Genomic DNA, 16,686 nt, shown 5'->3' on the forward strand with positions numbered 1-16,686 from the left:
GTGCTGAATGAGGGACTAAACTCAAACGAAGTTTTATTCATCATATTTGAGCATTTTGTACGAAGGGCGTGTCCATGGCGGATCTGAGCTTTGCTCGCTTTGCCTCGAATTTTGGCCAGTTCATTAAGTTCGGTCTGGTTGGCGGTTCGGGCGCGTTGGTCAATATTGCAGTTTCAATCCTGGCCGCAAAGTGTGGATTGTCCTGGTTCGGCGCTACGCCGCATGACGCGATGTTCAACCTCTTCGGCACCCAGTTTCACGTGCGCTGGTTCATGCTCTTTTCCACCATCGCCTTCCTCGTTGCGAATACGTGGAATTACCAGCTCAACCGCATGTGGACTTTTAAATCCGTTAGCAAAGTCTCGTGGTTGCGGGGTTTCTTCCCGTTCCTCATTACGGGCATTGGCGCGTATTTGGTAACTCTTGCTGTGCAGTACTTGCTGATGAATCCGACCTCGCCGTTGCAGCTGCCGCCGCATATTTTCGACGACTCTACCGGCTTCCGCACGATGTACTACTGGGCCAATGCCATTTCAATCGTGGTAGCCATGCCGATTAACTTCATCTTCAACAAGCTGTGGACCTTCCGCTCGAAGCCCAAGGCGCCGGTCGTGGTCCACGAGACGGAACCGGCTTAATATCGACCCTTCGCCCCGCCTGCCCTTCGCGCTCACCAGCGACGGCCGGTGGGGTCTTTTCGATGCTGCGGTGAGCGGGAAGGGGGGCGTCGGCAAGCACATGTTCCCTTCGTGCTCACCAGAACCACGGCGAGGAAGCGCTCCAACTCTTTGGTGAACGCTTAGGGGTAAAAGGCGGAAATGCCTCCTTCGCACTCACACGCGTCCAATAGATTCGGTAGCTACTGCTGCCGGTGAGCGTGAAGGCGCGTGTTAGCGGTTTGACCGGTGAGATGGCGGGGTGAGATGCACTTCGGCGCTTGGTTCGACGTGGCCCTATTCTCCCTTGGCGCTCACCGGCGCCTGCAAAATAGAGGAACCCGCCGTCCGCGGTGAGCGCGAAGGGCGGGATGGAGAAGGTGGGCGGGGAAGAGCTGCCTAGTCGTCGAGCTTGGCGTCGAGGCGTGCCTGGTCGCGGCGGTGCTGATGGCGGCGGATGAATGGGGCGAGGATGAGGACGGCGATAGCGCCAACTGCGGTGCCGGCTAGATAAGCGGTGGGATTGTGGCCGTCGGCAGGCGCATAGGCGTTATAGGCGATTCCCGCGATCATCGCGATTGCCGGTATTAAGTAAACGGCCATGGCGGACCAATTACGACCCACAAGCGGGGTAGCGACTCGTTTGCGCAGCCACGCCGTGCCGAAGAGATTGCCGATGATAGACGGCGCGATGGCGAGGAAGCACAGCATGCTCATCTGACCAGGGAGGACCCAGGCGAGGATGGCTGCTGCAACGAGTTCGAGGAACATCGTCGGGGAAACACTGATGGCGAGGGCCTTGTAGCAAGTTTCGCGTTCGAATTCGTCGTGGGAGGCGCGATCAATTTCGCGGAGCGTGTAGTTGGCAAGGGCGTTAATCATGTTGTTCATCTCCAAAGATTTCTTCGACGGTCTTTCCTAGTTCACGGCAAATATCGAGAGCTAGGTACACAGATGGGGAGTAGTTGCCGCGCTCGATATTGGCAATTGTTTGGCGGGACACGCCCGCCCGTTCAGCGAGGTCAGCTTGAGACATCTCGAGCCACCTACGCCATTTACGGACCATATTCTGGTGCTCGGCCATGTGGTCTCCTTTACGGCGTGTCGTGCTTACATGTCTTAGTGTAAAGAAAACTTGTCATGAAGGCAAGGGTTACATGCAAACATGCCATTCCCAGAAGGGCTGCATCACCACAGCCGGCAGTTTCGGTTTACGCCCTTTAAGCTGTTCAAGTGTGGTTTTGATGAGAAGTACGGCATCGTCGAGGTGGTAGCGGATATCGTCGGCAGTAAAGCGCAAAACCGTATATCCATGAGCCACCGCGGCGTTCTGCTTCGAGCGGTCTGCTTGAAAGGCACGACTATTTTTGTGGTGCTCCCAGCCGTCGACCTCGACGATGAGCTTGCCCATCTTCAGGTCAAAGCGGTAGTTCGCAATGAGCGCGTTGTGCTCGGGAAAGATCCCGTCCGCTCGTAGCCTTCGGCTCAGCTGGCGCTCCGGCACGCTGTCCGCGCCGATGGGCGTGTAACGAATAGCCTCCTTCAAACGCCGGGGAATCTGACGCATTCTCCGCTGGTCTTTGTTCAAGCGCTCAGGCCCAGTCTTGCCTCGATAGTGTTCTTCCAGCAGCTGCCCGCAAGCGGGTGCTAAACGACGTGCAGCCCACAGCACCTGGACCACAGGCAGGTCATTCACCTTGGTTGTAGCCGAAAGCCGCGAATGTGTCACCTCAAAGTTTTTCCCTTTGAGCGTGCGCGGCCCCTCGGCTTCCAGCGGAAACGTCAACTTCCGCCCCAAGTGAATTTCCCGCGCGGTCTTACCCGTGAAATGTATTCGACTCAGCCCGTGAGCCAGGGCGCGTGCCACGGCCAGCGGCGACCACTCATCGCTGTAAATTCCCCGGTGCACACGAAAGAGTTTTCCCGCGCGGAGCTTCCGCCTGATTGCCTCCTTGCTCAGTCCCATCTCACGGAGCTCCGCGGTTGTCCATGCCTTCATAAAGCTCAAGGTATGCAGTGCTTATCGACGAGTCGATAGTCAACTCCCTACCTGTGGATAACTCGGGTTTGAAGCCCAGTTTTCCGGGGGTTATGTTGACGCGTCGCTAATTTTCCTGCGGTATTCATCTTCATTATCTCTTGGCTAGCCCCATTGGGGACTCCGCCAAGTAGCAAATAGCACAACTTGGCTGCTCAGCCCGGCCCACGCCTGTCGTGTGGATACTGGCCCCCACCCTTCGCGGCCATCGGAATCGATTCTGTGCGCTTAAAGCATTCGCTGGTGAGCGCGAAGGGCGGGTGGCGATGTGGTGGGGCGGAGTTGCGGGGCGGAGAGGACCGCTGCCTAGACCCTACCCCTGGCGCTCACCGGGATCGCTGATTAGCTGCTAGAGCGTTCGGCGGTGATCGCGAAGGGCGGTGGCTGAGGGGGAACTCATGTCCCGCGCCCTTGCCGGCCACCGAGAGCGGAGAACCGGTGCTACATCGTGCGCTGGTGAGCGCGAAGGGGGTGGAGCGACAGCGAGGAAGGGGCGCGGTTGCGAGATGGGGCGCAGAGGCGAGCAGGGCGGCGAGGAGCGGCTAGCGGGTTTCGAGTTCCTCTGCGGTAGGTAAGGGCAGCCGGGCTGTAGGGGAGATGCCGCGCGCCTTGGCATTGATGACGCCGGCGATGGCGAGTACCGCGAACATGGCGGCGGCGGAGAAGAGTTGGATGCGGGCGGAGGCGTCGCTAAGCATGAGCACTGCGATAGCTGCAAAGAGCGCCAATGCGAACCACGTGAGGTAGGGGTAGGCCCACATGCGCACCGGCAGTGGGTGGATGGCCTCGAGCCGGGGGCGCAGGCGCAGCTGGCTCACTGCAATGAAGACCCACACGATGAGCAGCGAAGCACCAGCGGCGTTCAGCATGAAGGACAGCAGCCATCCGGTATCCGCATAGTTGAGAACAACCATGACTGCGGAGAGGATGACCGACAGCGCAATGGCGGCAGTCGGCACGCCGCGGCGGTCTGTCGACGCGAAGAGTTTGGGGGCTTCGCCGCGGCTAGCCAGCGAGTGCATCATGCGGGAGGAGGCGTAGATCTGCGCGTTGAACGCGGAGAGTAGCGCGAGCACGATGACCACTTCCATGATGGCCGCAGCACCAGGGATTCCAGCCCGGTCCAAGACCATCGTGAACGGAGACTCGGCGGCAGACTGCGCGGAGCCGAGCGAAGAGTAGGGCAGGAGGAAGGTGATGACGAGGACGGAGCCCAAGTAGAAGACCGAAATGCGAGTAATGGTGGTGCGCACCGCGTTGACAAGGGACTTCTCGGGGTCCTCGGATTCCGCCGCGGCAATGGCGACGACCTCGATGCCGCCGAAAGCAAAGGCCACGGCGAGCAGGCCGGCGGCCACGCCGCCGAGGCCGTTGGGCATGAAGCCGTCGGCAAGGAAGACAGACGTGCCGATGAAGGTGTGGCCAGGAAGCAGCCCGAAGATCAGCAATACACCGATGATGAGGAAGGCAATGATGACCGCGACCTTGATGAAGGCGAACCAGTACTCGAACTCGCCGAACAGACGCACGCGCAAGAGGTTGATGGTGCCAAAGAGTGCCACGCAGATGGCCGCGGGGATCCACGGCGGGCAGTCGAACCATGCGCCGATGAAACCAGCAGCGCCCGTAATTTCCGCGCCGAGGACGGCGACGGTGGCAAGCCAATAAATCCAGCCTTGCGTGAAGCCTGCCCAGCGTCCGATACCGTGCTCGGCGTATTCGGAGAAGGAACCGGAAGCGGGGATGACCGTGCCCATCTCACCGAGCATTTGCATGACCAAGATGGCAAGGAAGCCAGCGATGAGGTAGGCCAAGAGAACCGCGGGACCGGCGGCGGAAATACCTACGCCGGTGCCTAGGAAAAGACCGGCACCGATAGTGGAGCCCAGCCCCATCATGGTCAGGTGGCGGACTTTCAAGCCGCTGCCGAGTGAGCTAGGAGAGGAATCGTTTTGAGCAGTCACCTTTAGCATTGTAGGCAGCTGCCAAGGCGTTTGGGCATAAAGGGGCGATTTTATAGCGCTTGTGCACAAAGCGGAGGGCCTAAGTCCACGATCGCGAAAGGCCCCCGCAGAAACGGGGGCCTTAAGCAGCAGCGCTTAGTTCTTGTGCAGGTCTTCGTTGAGGGCCACAGCCTCAGACTTCCAGTCCACGGCCTCGACGGCACCGGAGACGGAGTTGCGGCGCAGCAGAACACCGGAGACGCCGGAGAGCTTAGAGCCCTTGACGGTCTCGCCCTCGGACAGGCCTAGGGCCTGAGCAATCTTGCCAAAGACCGCGATCTTGGTGCCGGCGGTGACGTAGAGGCCGGCTTCGACGACTGAGTCGTCGCCAAGCGAAATGCCCACACCTGAGTTCGCGCCGAGCAGGCAGCGCTCGCCGATGGAGATGACCTCCTTGCCGCCGCCGGAGAGGGTGCCCATGATGGAGGCGCCGCCGCCGATATCGGAGCCATCGCCCACGACAACACCTGCGGAGATGCGGCCCTCGACCATGGAGGCGCCCAGGGTGCCGGCGTTGAAGTTGACGAAGCCCTCGTGCATCACGGTCGTGCCCTCGGCGAGGTGGGCGCCCAGGCGAACGCGGTCGGCGTCACCAATGCGAACGCCGGACGGGACGACGTAGTCCACCATGCGCGGGAACTTATCGACGGAGTAGACCACGACCGGGCCGCGGGAAGCGAGGCGGCCGCGGACCATCTGGAAATCGGCAACCGCGCAGGGGCCGTAGTTGGTCCACACCACGTTGGCCAGCTTGCCGAAGATCCCGTCCACGTTCAGGCCGTGAGGCTTGACTGCGCGGTGAGAGAGTAGGTGCAGACGCAGGTAAGCGTCGTAGGTATCGGCGGGCGCCTCGTCAAGGGACGCAATCTTAGTCTCCACGGCGATGCGGGCGACGCCGCGCTCCTCATCGGGGCCAACCAGGTCAGCGAACTGCTGCGGAACCTCCTCCAAGCGCTCGGTGCCGCTGGCGTCTACAGAAATATCGGTGTGAACTGCCGGGAACCAAACGTCCAGGACGGTGCCGTCGTGGGTAATGGTTGCCAGGCCGCGTGCGGATGCTGAAGTCATAGGCTCACACCCTAGCAGCTACGCCTCGGCCGTGCGCCGTGAGTTACCCGGTAGTAGGTGGAAGATCACAACCAGGGCCACGGTGAGGATGAGGACGGCGAGGACTTGGTTGCGGGCGGAGGCGTCGAAAAGCATGAGAATGGTGAGGCCGACCAGCGCTAGGGCGGTGAGCCACGGCAGCCACGGGAAGCCCGGGACGCGCAGCGTGGTGAGCTCGCCGTTGGCCTGCATCTGTGGGTGCAGCTTGATATAGGAGGCCACGATGAAACACCAGATGACCAGGAGGCAGCCGCCCACCGCGTTGAAGAGGAAGGCCAACAATCCCGGCGGGTTCCAGTACTGCAGCACCACCGATGCAAAGGCGAAGATGATGGAGAGCACCACCGCAAAAATGGGGGAACCGGAGGCGTTCGTCCGAAGGAAGATGTGGTGCGCGCTATGGTCCTTCGCCATGTCATAGACCAAGCGGGACGTGGCGTAGATCTGTGCGTTGAAGGCAGAGAGCAGCGCTAGGGCGATGATGGCTTCCATGAATCCTGCAGCGAAGGGGATTTTCGCGGCGGCGAGGACCAGCGTGAAGGGCGAGTCCGCGGCGACGTCGGCGTCCTGGATGGAGCTGAAAGGCAATGCCAGCGTGATAACCAGGATGGAACCGATGTAGAAGACCATGATGCGCACGATAATGGCGCGCACCGCAGTGGCGACGTTGTGCGCTGGATCCTCGGACTCGGCTGCGGCAATGGTGACCAGCTCGATGCCACCGAAGGCGAAAGCCACGGCGAGCAGGCCGGCAGCAAAACCGGGGCCGCCGTTGGGCAGGAAGTTCTCTGTGAAGTTATGACCTGCCAAGGAGAGGTCCATTCCAGGCAGGATGCCCAAAGCCATGAGCACGCCGACGCCCAGGAAAGCCACGATGGTGGCCACCTTGATGATGGCGAACCAGAACTCGAATTCGCCGAAACCACCCACGGCGGCAAAGTTGACCACGGCGAAGAACACCACAGCCACCAAAGCCGGTATCCACGGATCGACCCCGAACCAATTCGAGATGATGGCCGCAGCACCGGTAATCTCCGCGCCCATCACCATGACCAGCATGAACCAGTAAATCCAGCCCAACGTAAACCTGGCCCACGGCCCAAAAGCCTGTCCTGCATAAGTGGAGAAAGCGCCCAGCGAAGGGCGTGCGGCGGCCATCTCTCCGAGCATCCACATCACCAAGGCGATGAGCGCGCCAGCTACCGCATAGGAGATGAGAACGGAGGTGCCGGACACCTGAATGCCTAGGCCCACGCCCAGGAAGAGTCCCGCACCCACTGCGGATCCGAGCCCCATCATGGTGAGGTGGCGGGTTTTGAGTTGTGTGGCCGCTGCCATAGGGTGATCACCTTCAACGCTATTGATTGTTTGTAATGGGAAGTACTTTACGCAATGCGCTGAGCATCCGGGGGCGCTAGCATGGCGGGTTGTGACTTTAAATCTCTTCTCCGATCCCATCGAGCTGACCAAGGCCTTGGTGGATATCCCGAGCCCTTCCCATCACGAAGAGGCGATCGCCGACGCCGTCGAGGAGGCCCTGCGCGGTCTGGACCAAGACACGGTGGAGGTGCAACGCTATGGCAACACCGTGTGTGCCCGGACAAACCGGGGTTTTGAAAGCCGCGTGGTCCTAGCCGGCCACATCGATACCGTTCCTCTGGCCGATAACGTGCCCCACACCATGTCGGAGGACGGGGAGATCATGTACGGCTGCGGCACCGTCGACATGAAGTCGGGCATGGCGGTCTACCTCAACGCCTTTGCGCAGCTGTACAACTCCGATGATCTCAAACACGACCTCACCGTCATCGCCTACGAGGGCGAGGAGGTTGCCACCGAGTTCAACGGCTTGGGCCACCTGCAAAAGGATCACCCGGAATGGCTGAAGGGGGACCTGGCACTGCTGGGGGAGCCTTCCGGCGCCATGATCGAGGCCGGCTGCCAGGGCACCATTCGCGTGCGCGTTACCGCCCACGGCACCCGCGCGCACTCGGCCCGTGCTTGGCTCGGCTCCAACGCCGCCCACACCTTGGCACCGGTGATGCTCAACGTGGCCAACTACCAGTCACGCGACGTGGAGATTGACGGCTGCACCTACAAGGAGGGCCTCAACATCGTCCACCTCGAATCCGGCGTGGCCACCAACACCATCCCGGATGAGGCCTGGATGTTCGTCAACTTCCGCTTCGCCCCGGACCGCAGCTCCGAGGAGGCGCTGGTGCACCTGATGGAGGTCCTCGGCGAACACGAGAACATCACCGTGGAGGTCGATGACATCGCCGGCGCCGCCCTGCCCGGCTTGGGCCAGCCGGCGGCACGCGCGCTTGTCGACGCCGTCGGCGGCAACGTCCGCGCCAAGTATGGTTGGACCGACGTGGCCCGCTTCTCCGAGATGGGGACCCCAGCCGTCAATTTCGGCGCTGGAGACCCAGGCTTTGCCCACAAGAAGGACGAACAAGTGCCCGTCACCCAGATCACCGAAGTCTCGACCGCACTCTTGAACTACCTGAAGGGATAAGACCACCATGACGCCTGAGCAACTGCGCACCCTGCGCGGACCACTTCTCGTGCGTACTGCTGGAGAGCAGTCCTCCACCTTTGACCAACGGCTGCTGCAGTCCGGCGCGGATCACGAATGGCAGCACGCCGATCCCTGGCGCGTCCTGCGCATCCAAGGCGAGTTCGTGGATGGTTTCGACGCCCTGGCCAAGCTGCCGAAGGCCGTGACCGTCTTCGGTTCCGCTCGCACCCCGGAGGAGGATCCGAATTATCAGCTGGCCGTGGCCTTGGGGCGCCGCCTCGTGGAGGCTAAGTATGCCGTCATTACCGGCGGTGGCCCCGGCATCATGGAGGCGGCCAACCGCGGCGCGCACGAGGCCGGAGGGTTGTCTGTGGGCCTAGGCATCGAGCTTCCGCACGAGCAGGGCCTGAACCCCTACGTGGACTTGGGCCTGAACTTCCGCTATTTCTTTGCCCGCAAGACCATGTTCCTCAAGTACTCCCAGGCCTTCATCTGCCTGCCCGGCGGCATGGGCACCATGGATGAATTCTTCGAGGTCATGTGCATGGTCCAAACCGGCAAGGTGACCAACTATCCCATCGTGCTCATGGGTACTGAATACTGGTCCGGCTTGGTGGAGTGGATGAAGAAGACCCTGGCCGAGGGTGGATTCATCAGCGCCGAGGACCTCGATCTTTTCTTGGTCACGGACGATATCGATGAAGCCGTCGCCCACATCCTGGCCGCGCACAAGGTCATGTCGGACAAGCGCCTGCGGGAGCAGGAGAGCAAGTGACCCAAGCGCACAACCTCGCGCGGGTCATGGCGATTGTGAACCGCACCCCAGACTCCTTCTATGACAAGGGCGCCACCTTCGAGCTCGACCCAGCAATCCAGCGCGCGGAGCAGGCGCTTGACGACGGCGCCTCCATCATCGACATCGGAGGCGTCAAGGCCGGCCCGGGTCAGCATGTCGACGCAGCCGAGGAAATCGAGCGCGTCGTGCCCACCATCGCGGAGCTGCACCGCCGCCGCCCGGAAGCGCTGATTTCGGTGGACACGTGGCGCGCTGAGGTAGCAGAGGCCGCGATCGCTGCTGGTGCCGGTCTAGTCAATGACACGTGGGCCGGCTGGGACCCCGAGCTCATCGAGGTGGCTGGCCACCACAAGGTAGGCTACGTGTGCTCGCACACCGGTGGCGTGACCCCGCGCACCCGCCCGCATCGTGTGCACTTCGATGATGTGGTTGCCGATGTCATCAGCGAGACCACGCGGCTGGCCGAGCGCGCCGCCGACCTCGGTTGCCCGGAGGAGCTGACGTTTATCGACCCCACGCACGATTTCGGCAAAAACACCTTCCACGGCTTGGAGTTGCTGCGGCGCATCGATGAGATCGTGGCGACCGGCTGGCCGGTGCTCATGGCCTTGTCGAACAAGGATTTTGTGGGTGAGACCCTCGACCGCGCCGTGGACCAGCGCGTCGCGGGCACGCTGGCAGCGACGGCATGGTCGGCGGCACGGGGCGTGGCGGCCTTTCGGGTCCATGAGGTGGCCCCGACTCTCGACGTCATCCGCATGACCGCCGCCATCCAGGGCCAGATAGCTCCCTTGGCCACGACGCGGGGGCTAGCCTAAGCCATGACCGACAGCGTTTCTGTGGTTATCCCTGCGCTCAACGAGGAGCGCACAGTCGCGCACGTGGTGCGTGCTTGCCTGGCGGATGAACCTCAAGAGGTCATCGTCATTGATGCGGACTCGAGCGATGAAACTGTGGCTGAGGCGCAGGCGGCAGGGGCTCAGGTGCTCAATTGGCGGGAGATCCTGCCTGAGGAGCCCCGCCCCGGCAAGGGCGAATCCCTCTGGCGCGGCGTGGCGGCAGTTGAGGGCGACATCGTCGTCTTCATCGATGCGGACCTAGAATCCGCCGCGTCCGGAATGGTCACAGCGCTCAGCGAGCCCTTCGTAGATCCGCACGTCCAGCTGGTCAAGGCCCGCTATGCGCGCAGCCTTCAAGGAAAGCCTACCGGTGGTGGGCGCGTGACCGAGCTGACCGCCAAGCCGCTTTTGCGACAGTTCTTCCCAGAGCTCGCATACATTGACCAACCACTCGGCGGCGAATACGCCTTAAGACGCGCGGCCGCCATGGAGCTGCCGTTCGTGGAAGGGTACGGGGTGGAAGCGGGCCTGCTGATAGACGTCGCCAAGCGCTATGGCCCCTATGCCCTCGCCGAGGTTGACCTGGGCACCCGCACCCACCGTAACCGACCATTGGAGGAGCTGGCCCCGATGGCCGATGTGGTTGCGCGCACCATCCTGTCCCGTGCTGGCGTGGTTGGGCCTGTTGCCCAAAGGCCACCATTGCTGGGTAGGATTTAGCGCATGATGTCCTGGATTCTTCTTATCGTTGTGCTCATTGCCCTCATCATCATCGGCACGTGGGCGTGGGGAAGCTTCGTAGGCCGGGGACCTGTCATGGGCGCTCCCGACAAGGCCGTGGATACCGATCGAGAGAATCTGCGGGCCCTCGAGGAGGGGCGCTTCGATGACCTGCGCTTTGACGTGGTTGCGCGCGGCTACCGCCAGGAGCAAGTGGATGCCCTGTTGGCGGCAGTGGAGCGCCATTGGGGTGCCAAGGCGGCGTCATCGGGCGAACCTTCAGAACCTTCGGTTCAGGCCTAGGCCGAGCCTACAGCGACGAGTCTGCCGCCGGCGGCCGAAAAAGAGCTAGACTAGAAGGACGTACAAAATACAGTCGAAGGAGACTCAATATGGCAGCGATGAAGCCCCGTACCACTGGTGGAGAGATGGAAGCGGTAGAGGAGTCCCGCAAGATCGTCATGCGCATTCCTTCTGACGGGGGTGGGCGCATTGTTATTGAGCTCAGCAAAGAAGAAGCAGCGGAGTTGGGTTCACTCCTCGTAGCAGTTTCTAGCTAGTCTAGGGAGCATGCTTTCACATATCGTCGATATTCTGGCCGATCCCGCCGATGGCAGCGCCCTTGAAGGCGCGGATGATTTTTCCCGCCTCGTGTCGGAGACCGGCCATTCCTATGACGTGGCCAAGCAGGGCTACGTCACGTTGGCAGCTGGTGCGGGTCTGAAGCATCAAGGTGACGATGCCGCGATGGTCACCGCCCGTGAAACCTACCTGGCTATGGGGCATTTCGCGCCCTTCGTGGAGGCAGTCACTGGAGCGGTGCAAGATTCTTTGGAGAGTCAGGACGCGGCTCAGCAAGCAGGCCTCAATGAGGACACCGCCCCCTCGCTCCTGGAGGTAGGCGCTGGCACGGGTTACTACCTGGCGCACACGCTCGATTCGATCGAGGGTGCTCGCGGCGTGGGCCTCGATATCTCTACGCATGCGGCTAAACACCTGGCCAAATCGCACGAGCGCGTCGGCGCTGTGGTTGCGGATGTGTGGGAGCGCCTGCCCTTGAAAGATGATTCAATCCATGCCATCTCGGTGGTCTTCGCGCCGCGCAATCCGGCGGAGTTTCAGCGCGTTCTCGCACCCGGCGGGGAGGTCATCGTCTTGACCCCGCAGTCCGGTCACCTGGATGAGCTGCGAGAGCCGCTGGGAATTCTCGGCGTGGAAGAAGGCAAGGTGGAGCGTCTCTACGCGCAGGCGGAAGGGTTCCTCAAACAGGCAGCGGATCCGGTCGATATTTCCTTCCCCATTGTCTTGGATAAGGCGTCTATCGCCGCGCAGGTGGGGATGAGCCCCTCGGCGCGCCACATTAGTCCGGAAGAGCTGGCTGAGCGTATGGCCTCGTTGCCGCAGACGTTGACCGTGACGGCCCACGCCCGTCTGGATCGCTTGCGCTCGGCCTAATTCATCGCTTGCGCTCGGCTTCATTGCCAGCCCTTGCTTTTCAGCCCCGGGGAACGGCCCTTCTTTCTTCGGAACGGCCCTCTTCTCTCCGGAACGACCCTTCTCTCTCCGGAACGAGCCTTCGCGCTCACCGGCAGTGGGTTCGTCGGAAGGTTTTAGCTCTTCGGTGAGCGCGAAGGGCGGGGTGGCCTGTGAAGCAACCACCCCGGGTCTTTTTGCGCACTGTGATCTGGAGCTTGCGTTGACGCGCTGGCTATTTCGCTGTCCCCTCTCGTCGAATCCTCCCCTCGAATCCTCCCTTCGCGCTCACCAAGAGCCTCGATCAGCCGCCAAGACCGCTCCCGGTGAGCGCGAAGGGCGGAAGGGGAGCGAGTGGAACTGATGAGGCATGCGCGAGAAATGATGACCGCGAGCGCAGCGGCGCAACGTGGCCACACAACACAGTGGGCCCGCACACAAAAGGAGGCCCGGTTACCCCGGGCCTCCTTCTATGATCGTCGTTCGATGCTCTTAAGAGAGCTTGGTGCCCTTCCTGTTCCAGGACTGCTCAATAATAGCCTCGCCCTCGGTGCTGATTTCGATAGCAGAGCAACCACCCTCGAAGTAGACGCGGGAGCTCATGGCGACCAATCCGCCGTCTACGAACACCTCAACGCTGGCACCATCCTGAATGACGGTGAGGGTATCCGAATCGCCCTCGGCCAGCTTGGCCACTGCTGGTGCGGAATCCTTGAAGTAGTTGTCGAAGGACTTCGACATGGAGCGATCCAAGCTGATTTCCTCGCCCGTGTGGCGGATGACCGCAGCGGCGTCACCGGAGCCGTCCTTCAGCGTGACAGTCACGCTCGAGCCCGCCGGTACCTCCAATACACCTGTCCAAGACCGTGCGTAGTTCGAGAGCTTCACAGCATCCGGCAGCCCCTCCGCCGGAGTCTGGTAGAGCACACCGCCCTGCAGCGTGACTGCACGTGGCAGTGACAAGCTATTAGCCCAGTCCTCAGCCTCCCACGTGGGGTGCTTGGTAGCGTCATCACCGCGGCCATTGCCATTGAGCAGGCCGAGGATGACTGCGCGGTCGTAGCGGCGCTCCTGCGGAATCGTTCCGGTCGTGGTGTTGGTGTTGCGTGGCCGGGAGAAGTCATGGCCATAGTCCACACGCTGGAAACCTCGTGCCACGGTGAACACGGTGCCGTCGAGGCGGCCCACGATGTAGCCAGAAACGTCGCGGCCCTCGCGCTCTAAGGTGACAAAGAGGACATCGTAGATTTCCCTATCTACTTCGTCACGAAGGCGCACCAAGCGCGGTGACACCACCGGCGGGATGGGGGAGGTAGCCGGGACCTCGCCGTCTTCAAAGCCAGGGTCGCCGTCGAAGCTCAAGGGCCCAAGAAGAGTCCAAGATTCGCCATTGGGGCTGTCCAGAATTACCGGCATCGGGGCATCGGAATGACCGGTCAGCGCCAGCATCAGCCAGCCATCGTGTCCCTCTTCGCGGTCTTCCTTGGCCCAATCCGGGACCACGGAAGGCGAGCGGAAGCGGTCATAGTTGGTGTGGGCGCCCACGGCCTCCCCAAAGCGGACGACATCCGGATCGAGCGCAGAAGGGTCATCAGACACGATGCATTCATCGGCGTAGTCGGTATACCGCGCCAAGCGCACGCTGGTGCCCACCGAGGTCACCGAGGTGAAATAAAGGTTGAGGGCGTCCTTGCCCTCCGCCACTGAGCCTGCGCGTAGTGACAGCTCGCCACCGACGGGGGCGAGGACGTCGTCGCAGTCCAGCCACGCGAAGGCTGTTTCCTCGGAGGTGGAATGGCCCCAGCGCGCAGGCTGGCCAGCGTCAGGGCGGTACTGGTGGAACAAGTGCCAGGTATGACCGTCCCGGACGATTCCCGCGGGGGCGTCGAGGATCCCGCTATCGGGAACGAAGTGAAGTTCTGGGCGATGGTGCGTTTCTTTATGCGTCACGGCAGTCCTTCCTACATTAACGAGCGGTAAATGTCCACGGTCTGCTGCGCGATGGTGGCCCACGAGAAGTCCTCGATGGCGCGCTGGCGGCCCGCAGCACCGAAGCGTTGTGCCAGCTCTTTATCGGCAGCAACGCGGTTCACAGCGGCGGCAAGATCGGCTTCAAAGGTGGCGTCGTCATCTGCGTCATAGTTGACCAAAACACCAGTTTCGCCGTCCACAACGACCTCGGGGATGCCGCCCACATTGGACGCCACCACGGCGGTGCCACAAGCCATTGCCTCAAGGTTGACGATTCCCAAAGGCTCATAAATTGAGGGGCAGACGAACACGTCGGCGCCGGAGTAGACCTGCTTAATTTCCTCGCGCGAGAGCATGTCCTTGACCCAGAACACGCCGTCACGCTGGGCGCGTAGCTCCTCCACGAGGGCCTCGGTCTCCGCCGCAATCTCCGGCGTATCGGGTGCGCCGGCACACAGCACAAGCTGAATGTCTTGGTCAAAGTTCTGGGCGGCTTTCAGCAGGTGCTTCACGCCCTTCTGTCGGGTGATCCGACCCACGAAGGCGACGATGGGACGCTGCTTGTCGACGCCCAACTTATCCAGCACCGCCGACTCACCCGGTTGCCATACCTGAGTATCGATGCCGTTGAGGACCACGTGGACCTTGTCGGCGTCGATGCGGGGGTATGCATCCAAGATTGAGTCCTTCATTCCGGCCGACACCGCGATGACGGCGTCAGCGTACTCCATGGCGTTCTTTTCCGACCACGAGGAGATCTCATAGCCACCACCAAGCTGTTCGCGCTTCCACGGGCGGTGGGGTTCGAGCGAGTGTGCGGTGACCACGTGGGGGATGCCGTACAGGCGGCTGGCAAGGTGCCCACCCAGTCCCGTGTACCAGGTGTGGGAGTGAGCCACATCAATATCGGAGGCGGCGTTGGCCATGCGCAGCCCTGTGGAGAGTGTCTGCAGTGCGGCGTTAGCCTCCTTCAACGAGGGATCAACGCCATGCACAAACACATCCTTCTCGTCGCGCTCAGAACCCATGCAGTGAACTGAAACATCGATGATCTCGCGCATGAAGCGCGTGAGCTCTGCAACGTGGACGCCCGCTCCGCCATAAATCTCCGGCGGATACTCCTTAGAAAAAATTCCGGCTCTCATAACCGCCAGAATACGGATTATCCACAGCTCGCGCTAAACCTTGAGAGGCCATGTGGCGCGTAGGCCTGCGGGGGAGGCGAGAGGCAATCAAAAGGGGGTAAAAACAAGCACTCTTCGACTGCGCGATCCAGAAAACGTCTATAGATTGGGTGATGTGAGAAGCCTTCCAAATGTCCTTGCCATTGTCCTTGCCGGCGGTGAGGGAAAGCGCCTTTTTCCTCTGACGGAAGACCGCGCTAAGCCCGCCGTTCCGTTCGGCGGTTCCTATCGCCTGATCGATTTCGTGCTGTCCAATCTTGTCAACGCCGGTTTCCTCAAGATTGCGGTGCTGACCCAGTACAAGTCCCATTCTCTGGACCGCCACATTTCCCAAGCATGGAACCTGTCTGGACCCACCCCGCAGTACATCGCTTCCGTGCCGGCTCAGCAGCGTCGTGGTAAGCGCTGGTACAACGGTTCGGCCGATGCCATCCTGCAGTCGCTGAACCTGATTTATGACGAAAAGCCGGACTATGTCATCGTCTTCGGCGCCGACCACGTCTACCGCATGGACCCGGCCCAGATGGTGGAAGAGCACATCGCCACCGGTCTGGATTGCTCGGTGGCGGGTATCCGCGTCCCGCGCTCGGAGGCTTCCGCCTTTGGCTGCATTCAGGCGGATGGGATGGGCACGATCACGGAGTTCGTCGAGAAGCCTGCCAATCCTCCGGCGACCCCGGATGACCCGAACATGACCTATGCCTCTATGGGCAACTACGTCTTCACCACGCAGGCGCTTATCGACGCGTTGCTGGAAGACGAAAAGGATGAGGATTCCGCCCACGACATGGGCGGCAACATTATCCCTTACTTCGTGAAGCGCGATCAGGCGCACGTCTATGACTTCATGGCTAACGAAGTACCCGGTTCCACGGAGCGTGACCATGGCTACTGGCGTGACGTCGGTACCATCGACTCCTTCTATGAGGCGCACATGGACATGATTTCGGTGCACCCAATCTTCAACCTGTACAACCGTTCGTGGCCTATTCATTCCACGGATGACTCCAACTTCCCGCCGGCGAAGTTTGTGCAGAACGGTATTGCGCAGTCCTCGATGGTGGCTCCGGGTTGCATCATTTCCGGTGGTACGGTGCGCAACTCCGTCTTAGCTTCGGACGTGCACGTGGCGGATGGGGCGACGGTGGAAGGCTCCGTCATCCTTCCCGGCGTGCGCATCGGTCGTGGCGCGGTGGTCCGCCACGCCATCCTGGATAAGAACGTGGTTGTTAGTGACGGCGCCATCATCGGTGTGGACCGCGAACGCGATGAGGAGCGCTTCAAGGTCTCCGAAGGCGGCGTGGTTGTCGTGGGCAAGAACGTCAGGGTCTAAGCCGCAAGACAGCGAAGGACACTAAGCGGGCGTGCGGGTGGATTG

The 16,686-nt window shown here is 61.5% G+C and carries 17 protein-coding genes; 9 read left to right on the forward strand and 8 right to left on the reverse strand.

Annotation, left to right across the window (positions count from 1 at the left end; translation table 11 throughout):
- Window positions 1-74: 74 nt before the first annotated feature.
- Window positions 75-638 (forward strand): GtrA family protein, encoded by a 564-nt coding sequence (locus tag HMPREF2604_RS02245; protein WP_070562861.1) that lies wholly within the window; start codon window positions 75-77, stop codon window positions 636-638.
- Between the two features lie 417 nt (window positions 639-1,055).
- Here the strand turns inward: HMPREF2604_RS02245 and HMPREF2604_RS02250 are convergent, their stop codons facing one another.
- From HMPREF2604_RS02250 to HMPREF2604_RS02275, 6 genes are all read right to left on the reverse strand, one after another.
- A complete protein-coding gene (locus HMPREF2604_RS02250; protein WP_070562865.1) occupies window positions 1,056-1,538 on the reverse strand; it encodes a hypothetical protein in 483 nt (160 codons plus the stop codon).
- A complete protein-coding gene (locus HMPREF2604_RS14185) occupies window positions 1,531-1,740 on the reverse strand; it encodes a helix-turn-helix transcriptional regulator (protein ID WP_070562868.1) in 210 nt (69 codons plus the stop codon). Before HMPREF2604_RS14185 ends, HMPREF2604_RS02250 begins: the two co-directional genes overlap by 8 nt.
- Before the next feature lie 69 nt (window positions 1,741-1,809).
- Window positions 1,810-2,655, reverse strand: a complete 846-nt coding sequence (locus HMPREF2604_RS02260) for a type IV toxin-antitoxin system AbiEi family antitoxin domain-containing protein (RefSeq protein WP_070562871.1) — start codon at window positions 2,653-2,655, stop codon at window positions 1,810-1,812.
- Window positions 2,656-3,236: 581 nt separating this feature from the next.
- Window positions 3,237-4,667 (reverse strand): amino acid permease, encoded by a 1,431-nt coding sequence (locus HMPREF2604_RS02265; protein ID WP_070562873.1) that lies wholly within the window; start codon window positions 4,665-4,667, stop codon window positions 3,237-3,239.
- A 126-nt stretch (window positions 4,668-4,793) separates the two neighbouring features.
- The gene (dapD, locus tag HMPREF2604_RS02270; protein WP_070562876.1) at window positions 4,794-5,765 is read right to left on the reverse strand and encodes a 2,3,4,5-tetrahydropyridine-2,6-dicarboxylate N-succinyltransferase; all 972 of its coding nucleotides are present in this window, start codon (window positions 5,763-5,765) and stop codon (window positions 4,794-4,796) included.
- 18 nt (window positions 5,766-5,783) lie between these two features.
- Complete coding sequence (locus tag HMPREF2604_RS02275; protein WP_070562879.1) at window positions 5,784-7,142, reverse strand: amino acid permease; 1,359 nt, start codon at window positions 7,140-7,142, stop codon at window positions 5,784-5,786.
- Between the two features lie 91 nt (window positions 7,143-7,233).
- Between HMPREF2604_RS02275 and dapE the strand changes: the two genes are divergently transcribed.
- From dapE to HMPREF2604_RS02310, 7 genes are all read left to right on the forward strand, one after another.
- Window positions 7,234-8,322, forward strand: coding sequence for a succinyl-diaminopimelate desuccinylase (gene dapE, locus HMPREF2604_RS02280; protein ID WP_070562882.1), 1,089 nt, complete (start codon window positions 7,234-7,236; stop codon window positions 8,320-8,322).
- 7 nt (window positions 8,323-8,329) lie between these two features.
- Entirely contained in the window at window positions 8,330-9,100 is a 771-nt protein-coding gene (locus HMPREF2604_RS02285; protein WP_070562885.1) for an LOG family protein, read from the forward strand.
- Between the two features lie 26 nt (window positions 9,101-9,126).
- On the forward strand, window positions 9,127-9,939 hold the full coding sequence (folP, locus tag HMPREF2604_RS02290) for a dihydropteroate synthase (protein ID WP_209167975.1): 813 nt from the start codon (window positions 9,127-9,129) through the stop codon (window positions 9,937-9,939).
- Window positions 9,940-9,942: 3 nt separating this feature from the next.
- Window positions 9,943-10,680: a glucosyl-3-phosphoglycerate synthase gene (locus HMPREF2604_RS02295; RefSeq protein WP_070562891.1), complete on the forward strand. Its 738-nt coding sequence runs from the start codon at window positions 9,943-9,945 to the stop codon at window positions 10,678-10,680.
- Between the two features lie 3 nt (window positions 10,681-10,683).
- On the forward strand, window positions 10,684-10,983 hold the full coding sequence (locus HMPREF2604_RS02300) for a DivIVA domain-containing protein (protein ID WP_070562895.1): 300 nt from the start codon (window positions 10,684-10,686) through the stop codon (window positions 10,981-10,983).
- A gap of 89 nt (window positions 10,984-11,072) precedes the next feature.
- Window positions 11,073-11,240 (forward strand): DUF3117 domain-containing protein, encoded by a 168-nt coding sequence (locus HMPREF2604_RS02305; protein WP_010187237.1) that lies wholly within the window; start codon window positions 11,073-11,075, stop codon window positions 11,238-11,240.
- 10 nt (window positions 11,241-11,250) lie between these two features.
- Window positions 11,251-12,135 (forward strand): methyltransferase domain-containing protein, encoded by an 885-nt coding sequence (locus HMPREF2604_RS02310; RefSeq protein ID WP_070562898.1) that lies wholly within the window; start codon window positions 11,251-11,253, stop codon window positions 12,133-12,135.
- A gap of 510 nt (window positions 12,136-12,645) precedes the next feature.
- Here HMPREF2604_RS02310 and HMPREF2604_RS02315 read toward each other — a convergent pair.
- Both HMPREF2604_RS02315 and glgA read right to left on the reverse strand, forming a co-directional pair.
- Entirely contained in the window at window positions 12,646-14,103 is a 1,458-nt protein-coding gene (locus HMPREF2604_RS02315) for a GH32 C-terminal domain-containing protein (protein WP_070524938.1), read from the reverse strand.
- 11 nt (window positions 14,104-14,114) lie between these two features.
- Window positions 14,115-15,269, reverse strand: a complete 1,155-nt coding sequence (glgA, locus tag HMPREF2604_RS02320; RefSeq protein ID WP_070562091.1) for a glycogen synthase — start codon at window positions 15,267-15,269, stop codon at window positions 14,115-14,117.
- Window positions 15,270-15,423: 154 nt separating this feature from the next.
- Here glgA and glgC point away from each other — a divergent pair, with 154 nt between their 5' ends.
- Entirely contained in the window at window positions 15,424-16,641 is a 1,218-nt protein-coding gene (gene glgC, locus HMPREF2604_RS02325; RefSeq protein ID WP_070562089.1) for a glucose-1-phosphate adenylyltransferase, read from the forward strand.
- The last annotated feature ends 45 nt before the right edge of the window (window positions 16,642-16,686 follow it).

It is taken from the genome of Corynebacterium sp. HMSC055A01 (assembly GCF_001809405.1).
Lineage (GTDB): Bacteria > Actinomycetota > Actinomycetes > Mycobacteriales > Mycobacteriaceae > Corynebacterium > Corynebacterium hesseae.